The sequence below is a fragment of the Acinetobacter johnsonii CIP 64.6 genome, from assembly GCF_000368045.1.
GTDB lineage: Bacteria > Pseudomonadota > Gammaproteobacteria > Pseudomonadales > Moraxellaceae > Acinetobacter > Acinetobacter johnsonii.
The window spans coordinates 118,515-138,673 of record NZ_KB849230.1; the positions used below are offsets into that span (position 1 = coordinate 118,515).

The following is a 20,159-nucleotide window of genomic DNA, read 5'->3' on the forward strand; positions in this document are numbered from 1 at the left end:
GTGAAATGACTTGAACGCATACTTTCCTCGAAAGTATGCGTTTTTTTATGTCAGATACAAAAACACTCTACGGACAACATTGAACCGAGGCCCTGCCTTTGTTTGACTGGTTCTGAATTTTAAGGAAAAAAGGATCCAACATGTTGTCTTCTGCTTTCACACTAAGCGCACTTGTGGCTTTAATCGGTTTAGGGACTGTGGCATGTACCACTACACCCACTGAAACCAATACGATGGTCAAAAACGTCGATGTACACGCTGTTTCAACTGCAGGTGTAGGACAAAAAATTGGCACCATTCGTTTTATTGATAGCCCTGTTGGTTTAGCGATTCAAACCAATTTGACTCAACTTCCACCCGGCCCACACGGTTTTCATATCCATGAAAAAGGTTCGTGTGATGTGGCTGAAAAAGAAGGAAAACCTGTGGCTGCTTTAGCGGCTGGGGGACACTTTAACCCAGAAAAAGCACCAAACCACGGCACACCACTCAATGGCCATATGGGTGATTTACCGATTCTGAATGTCGACTCAGCAGGTAATGCAAAAGTCAATTTACTCGCTCCTCGCTTAAGTTTAGCTGACGTTGAGGGCTTAGCGGTGATGGTACATGCAGGTGGTGATAACTATTCAGACACCCCTAAACCACTTGGCGGTGGCGGTGACCGTATTGCGTGTGGCGTGATTAAGTAACTCTATCGCCCCGTGCACTGTGAATAAAGCAGTGTTTTGACCGCACACCTGTGGATAAGTTTCGACTTATACACACAATGCAGCGGAGCCATGCTCCGCTGCATTTTTATTGTCATAGGTGAATTTTTCATGCAATGGAGCACCGCATTAAATTGACAGTGCCCTGAAAAAAGTTCAGGCTAAAACCAAAATAAAACTAAGCCTAGACTATTACATCGTGAACAATTTTCGTCAGTGGTTTCAGTCCTTTCAGTCCAATGCAATTTTTATGTATTGCTTGCAAATCTTGATTGTGCTGAGTGGCACAACCTTAGGTTTATATTTTTTAGGACTGCAACAGCTCATCGTTCCGACCACATTAGGTGCAATTGCAACTGCCTTGACTGACTTCGACGACCGACTCAGTATTCGTCTCAGAAACCTTGCCTATGTCTGTGTCTTGTTCTTTAGCGTCAGTAGCATCTTAGATTTTTTACATCCTTATAAATTCTTCTTCATCTTATATTTATCACTGTCTAGTGCTTGTTTTATTTTACTGGGGGCACTGGGGCAACGCTATGCAGCAATGAGCTTTGGTACCATTTTACTTTCCTTATACAGCATGTTTGGCCTAGGTGAATATTCGGTTTGGTACTTTCAACCCAGTTGTTTTGTCTTGGGAGCATTATGGTATGGCTGTACCGCGATTGTGTTTTATATCCTTAAACCCACCTTGGCCGTTCAAGACAACTTAGCCCGCTGTTTTAACCAAGTTGCCGATTTGCTCAACGCAAAAGCACGTCTATTCGACCCAGACAATCGAGACAATGTAGAAGTGCTGCTCTACGATTTATCCCTACAAAACAGTACTGTGGTGCAAAGTTTTAACCACACCAAAAGTTCACTACTGACGCGACTAAAAGCGTCTCGCGCTAACCAAAACACGATTTATTGGCTCAACCTCTATTTTCTCGTTCAAGACATTCATGAACAAGCCAGCTCTAATTATTTACACTATGAGCAGTTACATCAAAACTTTAGCCGTACTGACCTCATTTTTCGTATTCAAAAAAATATTCGGCTGCAAGCCCTTGCCTGTCAGGCTTTGGCACGGTGTATCTTAGCCAATCAAACCTATGTATCCGATCCAACGACCACTCAGGCGTTGCTGAATTTACACAGTTCCATGCAGGACTGGATTCGAGATCATCCACACAATATTGAAGTCAAAAATCTACAACTGATTTTAAATAATTTGGACAGTGTGCATGAACGTTTTCAGCACCTCAACGAACTACAATCGCGCCAAGAACAGCGTTATCAACAGCATATTGATAACCTCAATTTATATGATGATGATATTCATGATTGGCATGATCTGTGGCTCAAACTCAACCAACATCTCACCCCCCAATCCGCACTGTTTCGCCATGCGGTGCGTATCGCCTTTGTCTTTGCTGTCGGTTATGGCATCTCGCTTCTGCCCTTTGCGCAACATGGCTATTGGATTTTGCTCACCAGTTTATTTGTTTGCCAAATGCGTTATTTCGCCACCAAAAACCGTTTAAAAATGCGAACCTTGGGCACTATTTTGGGCGTTGTTTTAGGGATTCCACTGCTGTATTTCGTCCCAAGTATTGAAGGACAACTGCTACTAACCATTATTTTTGGCGTGTGTTTTTTCTATCTCAGTTCCAAGAAATATGCCATGGCGACCCTAATGGCAACACTCATGGTGCTGCTGATTTTTAATTTAAAAGGTGCAGGCTATGCCATTATTTTACCACGAATTATAGACACCCTCATTGGCTGTGCCATTGCTTGGTTCGCAGTGAGTTTTATTTGGCCCGATTGGGACTTCCGCAATATTTCCAACACCATAAAAAAAGCATCCGATGCAACCCTCAACTATTTCAATGCCATCTGTGAGCAATATCAACACGGCAAAAATAATAGTCTGGCTTACCGCAGTGCACGACGTACTGCGCATAATGCCCAAACCGAACTGGCGAACATGATCTCCAGTCTCAGTACCGAGCCCAATCCAAACCCAGAACTGGTGCATCATGCTTTTCGCTACTTGGTATATAGCCACAGTCAACTCAGTTATATTTCTGCTTTGGGAAGTCACCGAGAATTGGTGCAGGATACGCAAGTGCTGGAACTCATGCTGTGGTGTCAAAATACGCTAAATCATGTACTGCTCCATCAGCAGGCATTACCTGAACTCGACATCCAGCAGAAACTGGCAGAGATTAAACGTTTAAATGCTCAAGAAACCATGAGTCAGAATTTACACTTGGTCCTCAAACAAATCAGTCTACTACTGGAAACCTTGCCTGAATTGCTGAAGTTAAAAACTGAACTACTGGCCCGAGACATTAAATAAAACGGACTACACAACGACGATCTTTAAATGGTTCATGATGTACGGGTGTATTGTGGTTCATTTTTATCTGGTTCTTGCGTACACTCGAGCTTCATTCTCATAGATTTTTTGACCATGAACATTCAGACATTACGTGTTGTAGGATTTTTAGAAGGGATTTCTTTTTTACTGTTGTTATTCGTTGCGATGCCAATGAAATACATCTTTGATAACCCGATCCTAGTCAAATACGTGGGTATGGGGCATGGCGTATTATTTATCTTGTTTCTCATCGTGCTGTTTGTGGTCTGTGAAAAGCAAAAATGGTCTTTGAAGATGTTTATTCTAGGTTTGATCGCTTCAATCTTACCTTTTGGGCCTTTTGTGTTTGATGCCAAAATTAAAAAATTAGAACCTGAGCAAGCTGAAGCCTGAGTTAAAAAACTGGCTTTAAAAAGGATTTTGTAAAGCAGTAATAAAAAAGTGCTCATTCAAATGAATGCGCGCTTTTTTTGATGTGAACCTCGCTGAATTCAGTGAATAAAATCTTAGTAAACACCACGCTCAAGACGTTTTTGCATCACTTTTTTCACGGTCGCACGTGGAAAGCTAAACCAAAGTGCAATCAAAATGAGGCAGACCAAACTGTAGGCCCAAAGACCAAATGCCACATAAGCCATGCGAACCAGTTCAATCACAAAGAAGAACGTAAACATCATCAGTACCGAAACGGCTGCGGCAACCGTCCCTTTGGACACTTCCGATGACATCAAAGCAAAGCGATATAACACCGAAAAACTGATACCTTCGCCGAAGCTCACCAAAGTCATCCCCACAATCAGTAACGGCAAGAAATAGCTTTGGAAAATGGTGCCGAGCACCACCAACAGCGTACCGACGAACATCAAAGGTAAGCCTAGTAACACGGTTTTACCCAGTGCCATTTTGTCGATGACTTTAATCAGCACAATATTACCCAGAATGAGACCACCCAGAACTGGAAACTGCGCTAAGCCGTATTGCATACTGCTTAAGCCAAGTTCTTCGACCAAGATTACGGGTGATAGTGCAATCCACAACATCAATGGCATGGCCACCATAGGCAAACCAAAGGTAAGCGCCAAAAAAGTCTTATTTTTATAGACCGTTTTATAATCATCCCATATATAACTCAATGGCTTTTTAGAATGACGCTGTTGTGTCGCAGGCATTTTGGCTTTTAAACCAAACCAGCTTAAAAAAGCCAAAAAGGCGATGCCAATAAAGCCCCAATGCCATGACACATGGTCAATCATAAATGCGCCCACAACGGGACCAAGCAGCGGTGCCAGCAAAGAAATATTGGCCATGAGTGCCATGACTTTAATGGCATCACGTTCTTCAAAACTTTCCTGTACTGCGGCATAACCCACAGCAGAAATCATCGACAACCCCATGCCTTGTAAAAAGCGGAGCGCCAAAAAAGACTCAATATTTTGAGTGAGTAAAATCGCGAGGCAGGTCAGCACAAAAAATGCCACACCTGCGAGCAACACTTTTTTACGGCCTAAACGGTCTGAGAGTGGTCCAAGCAGCCACGCGACACAAGCCCCGCCCAGTAAATAAAAGGACATAGACGATGGTGCCCATGCACTACTGACCCCAAAATCTTGGGTAATGGCGAGCATGGCAGGTTGGACTAAATCATTACCGATATAGACCGAAAATTCGAACAGCACCAAAGCTAAAGGAAACATCAGCGTAGTGCGGTTCAACGTGGTCGTTTGAACTTTTTGCATTATTTTCTACAGATCATGATGGTCTGGTCGAGGTCTTACGCTATTTTTCGGGAGATAAACGTCAGCCCAATGACCAGCACTGAGAGATTTATTTAAATTACGTTTTTTTGAATGCGCTAAGGTTTAGCAGCTTAATACACCGTATTCACAAGGTGTCTAAGACAAATCAAGCTATTTCAGTTGTGAGATTTTTATCACTCAAGCTAGTACACCCACTAGGTCAAGTGGGTGTAGTTTAGCAAGAATATACCACGCTGTATTGCTAATTTTCTAATTCAATCTCTTTTAATGAAATTAGATATTTTTCAACAACACCATTGTCCAAATGTAAATCTTCATATGATTTACTCTGCGTACCAGGACAAAATTGATTAATCTTATAAGTAATTTTATCAATAGGATAAAATGTATGGATGAATTCTATAATACTTTTATCAAACTTAATTTTTCTGCCCCCTGGATGGGAGATAGTACAAAAAGCTGTTAAAAAAACTTCCAAATCCTCTTTACTATTTATAATTTTATTTAGATAAATTTCGCTATTAAAATCATTTTGTAGTTTCAAAAGTTTTAAAACTTGACTTATTATAAACTTATTTGGAAAATCTATTAAACTCATTCCATGATTTATCTTTAAAAGTGCTTTTTTTGAAAATTTATCTAAAACCTCTTCATTTTCATGAAATTTATTATACTCTGAAAATCTATAATAAAAATTCACAAACAAACCATTATCCAAATCATCTAAAAAATCATAATTTATAAAAAAATCTCCTATTAGATCATAAGAATTTATATAATCAACTATATTAGACTTCCTTCATAAATCATTTTTCAATCAATTTAATTGTTTATCTTTCACCCAATCTAAATTGTATATGCCAGCAAGTAAATTAAACCGCAGGTTTAATCTTTTACGACGATTTCTATATACACAAGATAAAATCTTAAAACATTTCATCCTTCCAAATACATGCTCTACTTGAATTCGTCTACGACCAATCTCTCTATTTAACTTTTTTAATTCAGAATCTAATTTTTCAGTTTTCTTTGCTTTAGATGGCATGAGGCATCCAAAACCCAATTTTTTTATCCCTAAATACCCCTTATCAACGATAAAAAAGGGCTTAAATTTTAATTTCCTCATACTTTTTTTAAATATTTTAAAATCATGCATGCTTCCATGACTTCCACATACACTTAGTATTTCACCTGTTGTATAGTGCATAGATAGCTGAAATTTAAAGGTATGTCGCTTTTTTTTACCGCTATACCATTTCTTCTGTTTTTTTTGGACGTTGAACTAATATTTCAGTTGCATCAATCACAACAACTTCCCAATCCACTTCATCTCGATTAGGAAGTTGTTTTGACAAGTTAAATTTTCCAGAACGGATTAAGGTATCTTCAATAACACGTGTGATACGAATTGCACTCGTTTCAGATACACCGTAACTCATACCAAGATGGAAAAATGTTCGATATTCTCTCCAATATTCTATACATAAGAGCAAACGATCTTCCAACGGTAATTTATGCGGTCGTCCTTTACCAATATGACGAGGTAACTGCTTATTTAGCTCGGCCAACATGAGGTTAAATGTAGCCCAACTAACACCGGTAAGCCTACGAAACTTAACGTCTGATAATTTTTGAATATCTTTGAATTTCATCCAAGGATTATCTCTTGAATTAAATAATTTTGCTGATTAATTTAAGATCAAATAAATTGTACGTTTTTTGATTTATGACGGAAGTCTATTATGTAGAAATCCATCAGTAATTAATTTATCTAAATCCAACCATTCCTTTTCCGTCAACTTTATTTCATTTTTATTCAGTACTCTTTCTATACTTTCCTGCCATAACTTGATTAGTATTTTTTTATTTATTAATGGAATTTCAATTTGTAATTGAATTATTTTTTCCAAAAAAGTAGAACTTTTTTGATAAGAATAAGTTTGAGCTAAAGCCTGTGTAACTACATCTCTATCAAAGGACAGTATATAAGTCACATAATTAAAATCACCCATTAATTTAATAACTTTGAATAATTCTTGTATATTTTCATTGGGTAATCTATCAATATCATCAATATAAATTACAACTTTCTTATTTTTCTCTTTTAATAACTTCTGAACTCTTTCTTTAAAATCCACTAAGTCAGAAGTTTTTAAAAAACTACTTAACCATGATGCAACTTTTTGCCCTGTATTACTTGGATCCCCTGATGCAGCACTGATTAAAGTACCAACTTTTTCAGTATGTGTTCTAAAAAAATTTCGTACTAAATCACCATTTGTTTCTAATTTACTATCTAAGGCTCTAGCAATTTCATTAAAGAAAAAAATTAATAACTCTTCTTCTCCACTATATCTCCAAGGATTAAAAAAGATTGTTATCATATCTCTATGGCATTTCTGAAACCGTTCTTCTATTAAATTTAAAACTGAACTTTTCCCACTCCCCCATGCACCCATTAGTCCAATAGTGAAAGCATCATTTTCTGTCCTTTTTGCGACTATATCTGCAATATTATAAGCAAAATCTTTCCTTTCTAATAAATCCTCTTGATATCCTTTAATTGCTGAATCACTCACTAACGTCATTTTTATTCTTCCCTTGAACGCAAAAAAGCGCATCACTTGATACGCTTTTTATGAGGCAGACTCGCCTACATTTCAACCATAAATCAAAGATTTATTATGCACACTTCGCTGTTTGGAAGTTCTTGGTGTTTTTACCGCGCGCACATTGGTAAGAGGTTTTCGTCGCAGTTTTTTCCCAGTCGCCATCAACCAACTTAAAGTTATACACGGTACGCACCGACTTTACTGAATCATCTAACAAACCTGTTTCAGTCACTTTGACTTCTGCCGCAGTCGGGGACTCAACCGTATTAAAGTACTGACGGATTTCAACCGTAACCAACTCATTACGCAAATCTGGACGCTCTTTGAGTACCTGAGCCAACGGCGTATCTGACGAACCGACTTTATTCACTAACTCTTTGGTCGTCACACAACCTGACAATAATCCCACACATACGGCTGAAGCTAAAATAAGACGCAACATAAATCCCACCCAAAATTCATTATTTATCAGTCCATCATGCCTTTTTTAGGCCTATTACACTATTTAGTAAATGTAATTCAGTTCCTTCAGCCATAAAAAAGCGCATCACGATGGATGCGCTTTTAAAACTCAATTCGAACTTAAAGGTCGAATAATTTACCTGGGTTCATAATTCCGTTTGGATCGAAAACTTGCTTCAATGCCTTCATATATTCAATCTCTTCCGCCGAACGCGTGTAGTCAAGGTATGGCTTTTTGGTCATACCTACACCGTGCTCCGCAGAAATTGAACCGTCGTATTTTTTTACAGTTTCAAAGACATATTTATTCACCACCTGACATTTGGCAAAGAATTCGTCTTTGCTTAAGTCAGCCGGTTTTAAAATATTTAAGTGTAAGTTCCCGTCACCAATATGACCGAACCAGCAGATTTCAAAGTCTGGGTAGTTACTTGCCACAATCGCATCAATTTCTTTAATAAATGCAGGTACATGCGTAATCAACACTGAAATATCGTTTTTGTATGGTGTAAATGGCGCAATCGACTCAGAAATGTCTTCACGTAAACGCCATAAACTTTCCACTTGATCGAGGCTTTGGCTCAACACGCCATCCAGTACCCAACCTTGTTCCATGCAGTGCTCAAAAATTTCCATCGCCTTGTCCATAATTGGCTCAAATGGCGCTTCAAATTCTAACAATACATAGAATGGACATTCGGTTTCAAATGGACGTTGTACATGACCATGTGCCAACACTTTTTGCATTGCCAGTTCACCAAAGAACTCAAATGCAGTCAGGTCAATTTTTGCTTGGAAAGCATGCAGTACAGGCATCACAGCATCAAAGTCAGGCACACCCAATATCATTACTTGAAGGTCTTGCGGTTGGCGCTCCAGTTTGATTTCAGCTTCAGTCACTAAGCCCAGTGTCCCTTCACCACCAATGAATAAATGTTGTAGTGCATAACCGGTTGCGTTTTTGATCATGCCTTTGTTTAGACGCAGCACATCACCCTTACCCGTGACTACAGTTAAACCAAGTACCCAGTTACGCGTCATGCCGTATTTAATGACTTTAATACCGCCTGCATTGGTGCCAATGTTTCCACCAATTTGACTCGAACCCGCAGAAGCAAAATCGACGGGGTAATACATGCCTTGCTCTTCAGCATAGTTTTGCAGCTGTTCAGTCACCACGCCTGCTTGGACTCGAACCATACGGTCTGCTGGGAAGAATTCCAAGATTTGGTTCATCTTGTCCATGCTCACCACAATTTCACCGTTGGCAGCGACTGCACCGGCAGATAAGCCAGTACGCCCGCCTGATGGTGTAATCGCAACATTAAACTCATTTGCAAGTTTCACAACCGCTTGCACTTGTTCCGTGCTCGATGGAAAAACGATGACTGACGGGTTTGGATCAAAATGTTTGGTATGATCGCGTCCCCAATTTTCAAGGCTATCCGCATCGGTTTTAATGCGGTTTTCACCTACAATTGCTGTCAATTGAGTCAATAACTCTGGGGTTAAAGCGACTGGAGCATTCATCGTTTTCAGACCTTGCAAGAAGTAAACAAGTTGTTGTGGCGCTAGGGTTCTCTGCATGAAAAGCGCTTTATTTCAGTCTTTCCATGCCCTAAGGCTCAGGCAGTTCGTGAGGATTTAAGCAGCAGTGTACAACTGGCTTATTTTCACGGAGTCATATTATAAGGCATTTTTTCTGTTTCCCGCAGAAAAAGCTGTTTTATTCAGGATACCTTTGAAATGATTAGTTTAATTAGACCAAAAAGACTTTTTTACGCACTATAGAGGCTAAAAATACCCAGCAGAGTCCGCATAAAGGAAATGTATATCGGGCGCGGTACGTGCTATTATATCGCCACTAAATTTGGCCTTTGTAGCGGAGCCGTAATGAGCCAACATCTTTCACTTCCTAAAGATAAAATTCGTTTCTTGTTGTTAGAAGGCGTTCACCAAAACGCAATCGACACACTAAATGCTGCCGGATACACCAACATCGATTATCGTAAAACAGCGCTTGAAGGTGAAGCGTTGAAAGAAGCGATTAAAGATGCACATTTCATTGGTATTCGTTCCCGTACACAACTCACTGAAGAAGTGTTTGAAGCAGCGAATAAATTAATCGCTGTTGGTTGTTTCTGTATTGGTACCAACCAAGTGAACTTAAATGCTGCGATGGTTCGTGGTATTCCAGTATTTAACGCACCATACTCAAATACACGTTCAGTGGCTGAACTTGTACTTGCTGAAGCTATCCTTCTTCTTCGCCGTGTACCTGAAAAATCGACAGATACACATGCAGGCGGTTGGAACAAGTCAGCTGTTGGTTCGTTCGAAACTCGTGGCAAAACTTTAGGGATTGTCGGTTACGGTTCAATCGGTTCACAACTTTCTGTCCTTGCTGAAAGCTTAGGTATGAAAGTGATCTACTTTGACACAGTAACGAAACTACCATTAGGTAATGCACGTCAAGTCGGTAGCTTAAACGAACTTTTAGCCAATGCTGATGTTGTTTCTTTGCATGTACCTGATGTTCCGTCTACACGTAACTTCATGACCAAAGAAAAATTTGCACAAATGAAAGAAGGTGCAATCTTCATCAATGCTGCACGTGGTACATGTGTCGTGATTGAAGACTTAGCAGATGCCTTGAAATCAGGTCATGTTGCTGGTGCTGCGGTTGACGTGTTCCCGAAAGAACCAAAAGCCAATGGTGAAGAGTTCATTTCTCCACTACGTAATATTCCAAACGTGATCTTAACCCCGCACGTAGGTGGTTCGACCATGGAAGCGCAAGCGAACATTGGTTTAGAAGTGGCTGAGAAATTCGTTTCTTATTCAGATAAAGGTATGACTTTATCTGCGGTGAACTTCCCAGAAATCGCATTACCGTTGACCGAAGGCAAACACCGTTTACTTCACATCCACAAAAACGTGCCAGGCGTGTTGTCAAAAATCAACAACTTGTTTGCTGAACACGGCATCAACATTTCTGGTCAGTCTTTAATGACCAAAGGTGATGTTGGTTACTTGGTGATGGATGTAGACGCAACCGCATCTCAAGAAGCTTTAGATACTCTACAAGACGTTGAAGGCACAATCCGCGTTCGCGTATTGTTCTAATTCGACTCTATTTAAAAACCACAGCTGCCAAGCTGTGGTTTTTTTATTTTTGAATACTTGTTAAAATTTTATGTGCGACCCAAGCACATTCCCCGCTACTTTTCGCAAGTATTCATTTCTCTATCTAGTATTCTAATAATGCCAAATCTAAAAAGTACTCCCCACCTTCAAGCGACCTTTTTATTGCTGATTGCAATGCTCAGCTTGCAAAGTAGTGGTTCACTGGCCAAAGTGCTGTTCGATCAATTTCCCATTTTAACCGTTTCCGCCATGCGCTTGCTGTTGGGATCAATCATCTTGGCCGTGCTGTTTAAAATTTGGCAGGTTGACTTTAAGCAAGTCAAATATAAAGCCATTCTCAGCTATGGTTTTGCTTTGGCAGGCATGAACCTATTGTTTTATTTATCCATTGCTCGCCTGCCGCTCGGCATTGCAGTATCGTTCGAGTTTATTGGCCCACTCAGTGTTGCTCTGTTTTATGCCAAACAACGCTTTGACTTTGTTTGGGTCGGGCTGGCGATTCTAGGCTTAGTTTTACTGTTTCCATTCGACCAAGCTGCTCAACCTTTAGACCCTCTTGGGATCGCATTTGCACTAGGTGCAGGTGCATGTTGGGCCTTGTATATCGTGGCGGGACAGCGCCCATCGGGTGTTTCGGGCAATCATACCGTGTGCTTAGGTATGTTTGTCGGTATGCTGATATTAATGCCACTTGCTCTGTTCAATGGTTTACCCGCAAATGTGTTTGAACCCTCAAACTTGGTCTATTTCATAGCTTTGGCAGTTTTGGCCAGCGCTCTGCCTTTTAGCTTGGAAATGATTGCGCTACGCAATTTAACCGCTCTAAGTTTTGGGACGCTCATGAGCCTTGAGCCTGCCATTGCAGCACTATCCGGTTTTGTCTTTCTAGGCGAGCAACTATTGTGGTCACAGTGGCTTGCGCTCAGCGTGATTATCATGGCGTCTATTGGTTGCACTTATACAGCCCAAAAAAACCGCCAAGCTGCAGTTTAAACGATCTGATCCAGCGTTTGAATTTAGTTTTTAAATCCAAAGGCTCTATCGATTACTTTTAAATTCATGTTGTTGCATTTCAAAAAATCAGCTTATTCAGCATCCAATTTGGGTGCTGAATCGTTATACTAATCCACCGTCTTAAAATAACAGGTCGCCATGACCTGATGTGTGCATGATGCCTAATTCTCAACTGATGGCAGTGATGTTCATGGTCTTGTCCATGCTGTCCTATCAAATCAGTGCTTCTTTTGCCAAGCAGTTGATTGCCATCCTTGACCCGCTGACCGTGGTGACCCTTAGACTGTGCTTTGCGGCAATTTTAATTGTGCTGATGTTCCGCTCATGGAGCATCATGAAACGCCTACCGCATTTAAAGTGGAAAGATTTACTCAGTTATACAGCAGCCTTATGCCTCATGAATATTTTATTCTACGCTTCGCTGGGTAAACTGCCGCAAGGTATTGCCGTAGGTTTAGAGTTTTTAGGCCCTTTAACTTTAGCTCTACTCTCGATCAAACAACGTCGTGATTATATTTGGGTCGGATTAGCGATTTTAGGCATTGCACTGATGGTGCCGTGGCATCAAGCGAATGCAACCAACTTCTCTTTCTTAGGTGCTGCATTTGCGGTTTTGGCGGGTGCGTGCTGGGCGCTGTATATTTATTTTGGGCAAAAAGTCGTCCGTCAAAATATCGGCATGCATGCCCTCAGTATTGCTATTGTGATCTCAGCCTTGGTGCTACTGCCCATTAGCGCCACGCATAACCCTACAGCGCTAATGCAAACGGAATACTGGCCCAAAGCCTTATTGATTGCACTACTCGCCACAACCATTCCCTATGCTCTAGACCTCATGGCTTTGAAACGTTTAAGTAAACTCAGCTATGGGACGCTTTCAAGTCTGTCGCCGGCTTTAGCAGCCTTGGCAGGTTGGTTATTACTGAAAGAACAAATTAGTATGTGGCAAACGTTGGCGCTAGTTTGCATTATGATTGCCTCTGTTGGTGTTACCTTTAGAGCCAAACCGCAAAGTGATGACGCGCTTTAAATTACAAAAGATGGCATTCGCCATCTTTTGTTTAAAATGGACTTAAACCAAACTGTCTTTTTCAATTTTTTTGTACTTTTTGTATTCCTGCTGATACTGCTTAGCGAGTACAGTCTTTTCAGCATCGAGTAAAATTTTTCCTGCTTGCTGAAAGAAACCATGCTCTTCTTCTTGTAAGTGATGATGTATGGTTTCCGATAATTTTTTTGCAATTGCCAACCAACCCGGATTGGAGAATTCCGTCTCCGTCAGTTGCTCCAATAACTCATCCATTTTATGGTGTTCTGCCAAAGCATGGCGGGTAATGTTGAGGCCCGAATCGGTCATCATTAACGGGATATAAAAATAACGGTCTTCTGCCACAGCATGGGCAAATAATTCATTTTTAAGCCGTTCAAATAGCTCACGGCGCTCAGGCGTATCCCCTGAAGTTTGGAGTAGTCGTTCAGCCAAATTTCGTTGTATAACGTGACTTTCTCTTAAGGCTTCAAATATATTCATTCTATGCTCCAGTTCCATTCAACTTAAAACATCATTTTTTATTGAAAAGCTTCTTGGCACAGCGTTGAGTGCACTGTATTGATCATAAATGCAATAAACGAGAAATGAGGTCACAGACTGCGCGTTTTTTGTAATGAAGTTTTAAAGGTGTAGCCCGATTACATCAAAAACATTTGATAGCTCAACCTGAGAATTAAAATAGTTACCAAAATAAGAAATAAAATGCGGATAAAACCACTGCCGTATTTCAGCGCCATTTTTACCCCACAAATAGACCCGATCATATTTGCGACGGCCATCGTGCCTCCTACAGCAAAGAGCACATGCCCCGAGGGAATGAAAAAGCTTAGCGCTGCAAGATTGGTCATCACATTGCCAATTTTAGCCAATGCCGCCGCATGCAAAAAATCAACGCGTAAATAGCGAATAAAATAGAAAATAAAGAAACTGCCCGTGCCTGGGCCAAACAAACCATCATAAAAGCCAATGGCTAAACTCCCGATTCCCGCCAACAGCAAAATTTTAGGCGTCACAGTTTGCGCCATATGCACTTGCCCAAATTGCTTCTTCATGAGGGTATAGACCGCCATCACAATCAACATGACCAAGACAAAGGGTTGGAGAACTTCTTTTGGAATCATGGCGACACTGGCCGCGCCCCCAAATGAACTGATGGTGGCACACACTGCGACCACAGCCAAAAGTTTCCATTCAAAGCGAACTTTGCGGGCAAAGGAAACGGCTGAAGTGGCTGTACCCACCACTGCCGCTAATTTGTTGGTGCCAAATAAAGTGGCAGGTGCCATCGACGGAAATGCATTCATCAGAGCGGGAATTTGGATCAGCCCACCACCACCGACGGCAGCGTCAATTGCGCCTGCACAAAAGGCAAAAAAGATCAGACTGATAATAATGTCGATGTCCACGCCTTATCCTTTTTTACCGCGTGATATATTTCGATTATAGATTTAAAACCCGCTTTGGAACCAATCTTTTCTTATCGGTAATTTCAGCCAAGCCTAAGCATTTTTCCCCATCGAAAACCAAGACCTGTGCTTCGGCTGTATGCTCAATATTACTTTCCATACCGCGACTAAAGTATTCACTGCGTCCTTCTGGAACTTGTACTTTAGGAAAATGATCTACAGGTGCATATACAGGTAACAACAGTGCTTCGCGCTCTTGTTCAGACAAACTTTCCAAATACTCAATGGTATAACTTGGAATCAGATCAAAATGACCTGTTTTAATGCGGTGTAAATAAGTTAAATGGCCATAAGTACCCAATGCCTTCGCAATATCTTCGCCTAAAACACGAATATATGTACCTTTCGAGCAGGTAATATCGAGGGTGACACTGTCTGCTGTGAATGAAAGCAACTCAATCGCAGAGATGGTAACCGGACGGGCTTCACGCTCAATTTCAATCCCTTTACGGGCTAACTCATATAAAGGACGACCATCTTTCTTCAAAGCGGAATACATTGGTGGCACTTGCTGAATATCACCCATAAACTGAACCAAAACGGATTGAATCAACTCTTCGGTTAACTCAGGTACAGCCTGCTCTAACAACCGTTCGCCTTCCACATCACCTGTAGTGGTACTGTGCCCCAGCTGAATGGTGGTTTGATAGCGCTTCACCGAGTCCAACAAAAAGTGCGAAAACTTGGTCGCTTCGCCCAAACAAATCGGCAGCAGTCCCGATGCCAATGGATCAAGCGCTCCTGTATGCCCCGCCTTTTGCGCACGGTATAACCAGCGCACTTTTTGCAATGCCGCATTTGAACTGATCCCCAATGGCTTATTCAATAAAAATACACCATTCACGGCACGGCGCTGGATTTTTGAAGCAGATGATTTCATAACATAGACACGTCTTAAAGCTGCCGCAATACTATCAACCGCTTGTCTAGTTCTACAACTTTTCTGTTGTTTATTTGCCCTTTTGTTTCAGAATAAATCGAGTTCAATCATATGAACCGAACAAAAAATACAATAGGGATGTTAGGCATAGGATATGCAAAAAAAGAAATTATGGCTCATTTTCGCCGTGATCATCGTTGTCATTCTTGGTTTTCTCATTTGGCTCGCACCCAATGCAACTGTTGGCTCAAACCAAGAGCCGATTCGCTCTAGTGCTCAAAATACGACAGGCTTATTACCCCCAGCGTCAGACTTGCCACATGCTTCAGGGCTGCCTTTTGTCAGTAACAGCCAACAGGACACCGAAATCAACTGCCAACTGGTGCTCGACCAAGGTAATCGCTTAGTTGTCAATGAACAAACACGTAACTGTTTTGAATATTTTATCACCCAATATGGTGAAAAAAATATTGACCAGATCAAGCAAGATTTTAAAGCCTATATCCAGCAAGGTTATAAAGAACCTGCGCTTAAGCAAATTTTAGATCTTTGGACTCGTTATTTAGATTATCGTGTGCAATTGGGTAGTCTGAAGGAGCCAAGCCTAAATAAAGAAGATCCCGAGTACTATCGTAAAATTTTTACTTTGATGAAAAACCTACGCAGCCAATTCTTTTCCGACTATGAAATCGAAGGTCTCTTTGGCGCTGAAAATACCTACCATGAATATACCTTAGACCGCATGAGCATCATGGCAGATCAGTCCCTGACCGAAGTACAAAAAGCGCAGAAACTGAAAGAGTTGTTTGCTCAACTGCCTGAAGATTGGAAAGAAAACCTAGAACAACTCTCCAAACTCGAAGATCTGCGTAAACTGACCTCAGATATTAAAGCGCGCGGCGGCTCTGCCGAAGAAATTCGCCAAATGCGCCAGAATCTTGTCGGTGCCGAAGCGACCGTACGCCTAGAAAAACTCGACCAAGATCGAAACAATTGGAAATCTCGGATCAATACTTACTTAGAACAACGCGACAGCATTCTCAAAAGCAACATGAATCAAGACGCGCAGCAACAAGCCATTCAAAAACTACGTGATCAACAGTTTAATAATTCACAAGAACAACTTCGACTAGGAGCCTTTGAAACCACACATGACACGGGAGGAAAACTTCCGTTCGCAGATTAAAGCTATACCGTGTTTGACTTTTTCAGGATGAAAAAAATGTTTATAACGAAAAGAATGATACAAACAATGTCACTCGTAGGTCTGGTTACCAGCCTTGGACTCAGCGCAACTACAGCCACAGCTGGATTACAGACGGTGACTGCAAGCGTAAAAAGTAATTATGCTCAAACCAAATATCCATTGCTATTTACCCATGGCATGTTTGGGTTCAGCCGAGTGGGCGTTGCCGAACTTGGACTGGATTACTGGTATCAAATTTTACCCGACTTGGCTCGAAATGGTGCGACCACCTTTGCAGCACAAATTTCCCCGCTTGAGTCTACTGAAGTACGAGGTGAACAGTTACTACAACAAGTTGAAGAGGTCATCGCCCTGACAGGCAAGCCCAAGGTTAATTTGATTGGACATAGTCATGGTGGACCAACCATTCGCTATGTAGAAGCAGTTAAACCGCAATATGTGGCCTCACTGACAGGTGTGGGAGCAACATTTAGAGGTTCAAAAGTGGCAGACCAGCTTCTTGCCAATCAAGGTGGAACACAACTGCTCAGCCTAGCGGCTGATTATATTATTGGTCCTATGCTTGCTTATGGGCAAAGTAACCCTGCATTAAAAAGCAATTTAACAGCATCACTCACCTCAATTAGTGAGCAAGGTTCCCGTGTTTTTAATCAGAAATATCCAACAACAGCACTGGCTTCAGACTGTAACAAGAGCGGTGCAACATCCAGCAATGGCGTGTATTACTATTCGTGGACAGGCACGTCTCAAGTCACGAACATTCTCGATGTTGCAGATAGTGCGATCTCACTGTTGGGGCCTTTGGCCTATGGACATTTAGACAATGATGGTTTAGTGGCACGCTGTAGTACACACTTCGGTAAAGTCATCCGCGATAACTATGACTGGAATCATTTAGATGAGGTCAACCAAGTTATGGGACTACGTGGACTATTTAGCGCAGACCCTGTTGATGTCTATCGCCAACATGCCAATCGCTTAAAAAAATGCAAGGACTCTAGTTCTGTTTTTCCCTTCGAATCTTTAACGTTTCGGAGGGATGCCTCCTAGAATTATCCAGTTACAAACTGTATTTAATTTAATCGGATTTCTCTACACTCCTCCTCCCTCACCTTTATACTCATTTTTGACAACTTAAATTGTCGTCATAAAAAATAAAAAACGAGGATGATCAATGAAATATGGATTATTGATAGCTGGACTGCTGTCGACCTGCACACTTGCTGCTACACAAACGCAAGCAGCTGCTTCACAAATTAAATCAAACTACGTTGCCTCTAATTATGCAAAGACCAAATACCCTTTGGTTTTTGCACATGGTATGGGTGGCTGGATTCGAGCAGGAACCGATGAACTTGGTGTGGATTACTGGTATCAAATCTTGCCAGATTTAGCCCGTAACGGTGCAAACGCATGGGCAACACGCGTTTCTCCATTCAACACATCTGAAGTTCGTGGTGAACAACTGCTGCAACAAGTTGATGAAATCTTAGCGATTACAGAAGCACCCAAAGTCAATTTGCTTGGTCATAGTCACGGCGGACATAGTATTGCCTATGTCTCAAATGTTATGCCCAATAAAATCGCGTCTGCAACAGCCATTTCTAGTCCTTTAAAAGGCTCTCCTGTGGCGGATTTGATTATTTCCGCGCAAGGTACGCCGCTAGAACAACCGCTGGTAGGCTTAATCAACTTTGGGTCCAAGGCTATTGTTTGGGCACAACAGCAAGATCCGAACTCACTCCCACATGATGCACTCGGTGCTGGTAAAAGTTTAAGTCAAGCTGGTTCTAAAGCTTTTGCACAGAAATATCCACTGGGTATGCCAAAAACAAGCTGTGGTGAAGGCTTAGCGAAAGAAAATGGAGTTTATTTTTACTCTTTCTCTGGCAAGTCAACATTAACCAATATTCTTGATCCAGACTCATTATTGGGTGCGACAGGCTTACTCATGCAAGCGCCCAATGATAATGATGGCTTAGTCTCACGTTGTAGTGCCAAATATGGTAAGACCGTGCGCGATAACTATAATTGGAACCATTTAGATGTGATTAACCAGTTCTTTGGTCTACGTTCTATTTTTGCTCCAGACCCTGTGGATGTTTATCGTCAACACGCCAACCGTTTGAAGCTTCAAGGACTCTAAAATTTAGGCATAAAAAATGCGCCATTGGGCGCATTTTTTACTCGTGTAAAACTTAAAATTAAGCTTTAACTTTACGAGCTGGTAACTTTTCACGAATACGTGCAGCTTTACCAGACAATTCACGTAGGTAGTAAAGTTTAGCACGACGAACGTCACCACGACGTTTCACTTCGATTTTAGCAACGATTGGAGAGTGAGTTTGGAAAACACGCTCAACACCAACACCGCTAGAAATTTTACGTACTGTGAACGCAGAGTTCAAGCCACGGTTTTTCTTCGCGATTACAACACCTTCAAATGCCTGAAGACGCTCACGGTCACCCTCTTTTACTTTAACCTGAACGATAACTGTATCGCCTGGTGCAAAAGCTGGGATGTCTTGTTTAAGCTGTGCATTTTCAACAGCTTGTACTAAAGGATGCTTACCGCTCATGGGGTATCTCCAATATGTGCGGGTCAGAAGAGGTCTGATATCCGCTGGGTATAGAGGCTAAATCGCATAGACCCGATTATCTTTCTCTTTATGCTTGACCACTTCAATGCACAAAGAGCCTATTAAAAGAATACTCTGAATTAAGTATTCAAATCTGTTAGCCATTTCTTTTGCTGCTTCGTCAACTCCACATGTTCCACCAACTCAGGTCGGCGTTGTTGTGTTCGTTGATAACGCTGCAAAAACCGCCATTTCTCAATATTGGCATGATGTCCCGACTTTAAGACTTCAGGGACATCCAAACCTTCAAAATGGTCTGGCTTGGTATATTGTGGGCAGTCCAAAAGACCATCCACAAATGAGTCTTGCACATGAGACTGTTCATCAGACATTGCACCCGGAAGTCTCCGAATAATACTGTCTAATAAAACCATCGCAGGAAGCTCACCACCCGATAAAACGTAATCCCCTATCGACCATTCCTGATCAACATATTTTTGGATCAAACGTTCATCGACCCCTTCATAACGACCACACAATACAATCAATCCATCATAGTCGACAAACTGTTGTACTGCAGGCTCATTTAAGGTTTTTCCTTGCGGTGACATATACACCACAGGAACATGAACTGCACCTGCTTGCATGGCAAGCTCTTTGGCATGTTGAATTGCTTTTGCCAAAGGCTCAGCCATCATCACCATACCTGGACCACCACCAAATGGACGTTCATCCACTCGTTTGTAGTTGCCCTCAGCATAATCACGAGGATTAATACAAGTCACTTGTACTAAATCACTTTTTGCTGCACGCCCGCTAATACCGTAGGCTGTAATCGCTTCAAACATTTCAGGAAAAAGCGTAATGACTGCAAAAAACATCGCAGACCCCCGTATTTCCAAA

General features: G+C 41.4%; 20 protein-coding genes and 1 pseudogene. 9 read left to right on the plus strand and 12 right to left on the minus strand.

Annotated features, from left to right (window positions below):
- Positions 1-140: 140 nt before the first annotated feature.
- From sodC to F986_RS01685, 3 genes are all read left to right on the plus strand, one after another.
- Positions 141-692, plus strand: coding sequence for a superoxide dismutase family protein (gene sodC, locus F986_RS01675; protein ID WP_004691417.1), 552 nt, complete (start codon positions 141-143; stop codon positions 690-692).
- 217 nt (positions 693-909) lie between these two features.
- Positions 910-3,060 (plus strand): YccS family putative transporter, encoded by a 2,151-nt coding sequence (yccS, locus tag F986_RS01680; RefSeq protein ID WP_026056413.1) that lies wholly within the window; start codon positions 910-912, stop codon positions 3,058-3,060.
- A 114-nt stretch (positions 3,061-3,174) separates the two neighbouring features.
- On the plus strand, positions 3,175-3,474 hold the full coding sequence (locus tag F986_RS01685; protein WP_004977999.1) for a DUF3817 domain-containing protein: 300 nt from the start codon (positions 3,175-3,177) through the stop codon (positions 3,472-3,474).
- A 113-nt stretch (positions 3,475-3,587) separates the two neighbouring features.
- Here F986_RS01685 and craA read toward each other — a convergent pair whose 3' ends face one another.
- The 7 genes and pseudogenes from craA to F986_RS01725 form a co-directional block, all read right to left on the minus strand.
- Positions 3,588-4,817 (minus strand): chloramphenicol efflux MFS transporter CraA, encoded by a 1,230-nt coding sequence (gene craA / locus F986_RS01690; RefSeq protein WP_004691424.1) that lies wholly within the window; start codon positions 4,815-4,817, stop codon positions 3,588-3,590.
- A 262-nt stretch (positions 4,818-5,079) separates the two neighbouring features.
- Positions 5,080-5,538: a hypothetical protein gene (locus tag F986_RS01695; RefSeq protein WP_227555149.1), complete on the minus strand. Its 459-nt coding sequence runs from the start codon at positions 5,536-5,538 to the stop codon at positions 5,080-5,082.
- Between the two features lie 117 nt (positions 5,539-5,655).
- A pseudogene (locus F986_RS17680) lies at positions 5,656-6,048 on the minus strand (transposase family protein); the annotation flags it as partial.
- 37 nt (positions 6,049-6,085) lie between these two features.
- A complete protein-coding gene (locus F986_RS01710; protein ID WP_004691434.1) occupies positions 6,086-6,490 on the minus strand; it encodes a transposase family protein in 405 nt (134 codons plus the stop codon).
- A gap of 72 nt (positions 6,491-6,562) precedes the next feature.
- Positions 6,563-7,426: a KAP family P-loop NTPase fold protein gene (locus tag F986_RS01715; RefSeq protein WP_004691435.1), complete on the minus strand. Its 864-nt coding sequence runs from the start codon at positions 7,424-7,426 to the stop codon at positions 6,563-6,565.
- A gap of 94 nt (positions 7,427-7,520) precedes the next feature.
- Positions 7,521-7,892 (minus strand): hypothetical protein, encoded by a 372-nt coding sequence (locus F986_RS01720; protein WP_004691436.1) that lies wholly within the window; start codon positions 7,890-7,892, stop codon positions 7,521-7,523.
- Between the two features lie 140 nt (positions 7,893-8,032).
- Positions 8,033-9,442: an FAD-binding oxidoreductase gene (locus F986_RS01725; protein WP_004691437.1), complete on the minus strand. Its 1,410-nt coding sequence runs from the start codon at positions 9,440-9,442 to the stop codon at positions 8,033-8,035.
- 363 nt (positions 9,443-9,805) lie between these two features.
- Between F986_RS01725 and serA the strand changes: the two genes are divergently transcribed.
- The 3 genes from serA (at position 9,806) to F986_RS01740 (ending at position 13,103) form a co-directional block, all read left to right on the plus strand.
- Positions 9,806-11,038: a phosphoglycerate dehydrogenase gene (gene serA, locus F986_RS01730; RefSeq protein ID WP_004691438.1), complete on the plus strand. Its 1,233-nt coding sequence runs from the start codon at positions 9,806-9,808 to the stop codon at positions 11,036-11,038.
- A 138-nt stretch (positions 11,039-11,176) separates the two neighbouring features.
- Positions 11,177-12,052: an EamA family transporter gene (locus F986_RS01735; protein ID WP_004691439.1), complete on the plus strand. Its 876-nt coding sequence runs from the start codon at positions 11,177-11,179 to the stop codon at positions 12,050-12,052.
- A gap of 178 nt (positions 12,053-12,230) precedes the next feature.
- Positions 12,231-13,103, plus strand: coding sequence for an EamA family transporter (locus F986_RS01740; protein ID WP_017397235.1), 873 nt, complete (start codon positions 12,231-12,233; stop codon positions 13,101-13,103).
- A gap of 42 nt (positions 13,104-13,145) precedes the next feature.
- Here the strand turns inward: F986_RS01740 and F986_RS01745 are convergent, their stop codons facing one another.
- The 3 genes from F986_RS01745 to truB all read right to left on the minus strand — a co-directional run bounded on the left by F986_RS01745 (position 13,146) and on the right by truB (position 15,470).
- Positions 13,146-13,604: a hemerythrin domain-containing protein gene (locus tag F986_RS01745; RefSeq protein WP_004691442.1), complete on the minus strand. Its 459-nt coding sequence runs from the start codon at positions 13,602-13,604 to the stop codon at positions 13,146-13,148.
- Positions 13,605-13,762: 158 nt separating this feature from the next.
- The gene (locus F986_RS01750; RefSeq protein WP_004691445.1) at positions 13,763-14,530 is read right to left on the minus strand and encodes a sulfite exporter TauE/SafE family protein; all 768 of its coding nucleotides are present in this window, start codon (positions 14,528-14,530) and stop codon (positions 13,763-13,765) included.
- A gap of 34 nt (positions 14,531-14,564) precedes the next feature.
- Positions 14,565-15,470, minus strand: coding sequence for a tRNA pseudouridine(55) synthase TruB (gene truB / locus F986_RS01755; protein ID WP_004691447.1), 906 nt, complete (start codon positions 15,468-15,470; stop codon positions 14,565-14,567).
- 154 nt (positions 15,471-15,624) lie between these two features.
- Here truB and F986_RS01760 point away from each other — a divergent pair, with 154 nt between their 5' ends.
- The 3 genes from F986_RS01760 (at position 15,625) to F986_RS01770 (ending at position 18,823) form a co-directional block, all read left to right on the plus strand.
- Entirely contained in the window at positions 15,625-16,656 is a 1,032-nt protein-coding gene (locus F986_RS01760; protein ID WP_004691449.1) for a lipase secretion chaperone, read from the plus strand.
- Between the two features lie 66 nt (positions 16,657-16,722).
- Complete coding sequence (locus F986_RS01765) at positions 16,723-17,727, plus strand: esterase/lipase family protein (protein ID WP_017397236.1); 1,005 nt, start codon at positions 16,723-16,725, stop codon at positions 17,725-17,727.
- A gap of 124 nt (positions 17,728-17,851) precedes the next feature.
- Positions 17,852-18,823, plus strand: a complete 972-nt coding sequence (locus tag F986_RS01770; RefSeq protein WP_004691453.1) for an esterase/lipase family protein — start codon at positions 17,852-17,854, stop codon at positions 18,821-18,823.
- A 58-nt stretch (positions 18,824-18,881) separates the two neighbouring features.
- On the opposite strand, the gene rplS is transcribed toward F986_RS01770, so the two are convergent.
- Together rplS and trmD are read right to left on the minus strand one after the other, a co-directional pair.
- Positions 18,882-19,256, minus strand: coding sequence for a 50S ribosomal protein L19 (gene rplS / locus F986_RS01775; RefSeq protein ID WP_004691454.1), 375 nt, complete (start codon positions 19,254-19,256; stop codon positions 18,882-18,884).
- Between the two features lie 140 nt (positions 19,257-19,396).
- Positions 19,397-20,137 (minus strand): tRNA (guanosine(37)-N1)-methyltransferase TrmD, encoded by a 741-nt coding sequence (gene trmD, locus F986_RS01780; RefSeq protein WP_004691455.1) that lies wholly within the window; start codon positions 20,135-20,137, stop codon positions 19,397-19,399.
- Positions 20,138-20,159 lie beyond the last annotated feature (22 nt).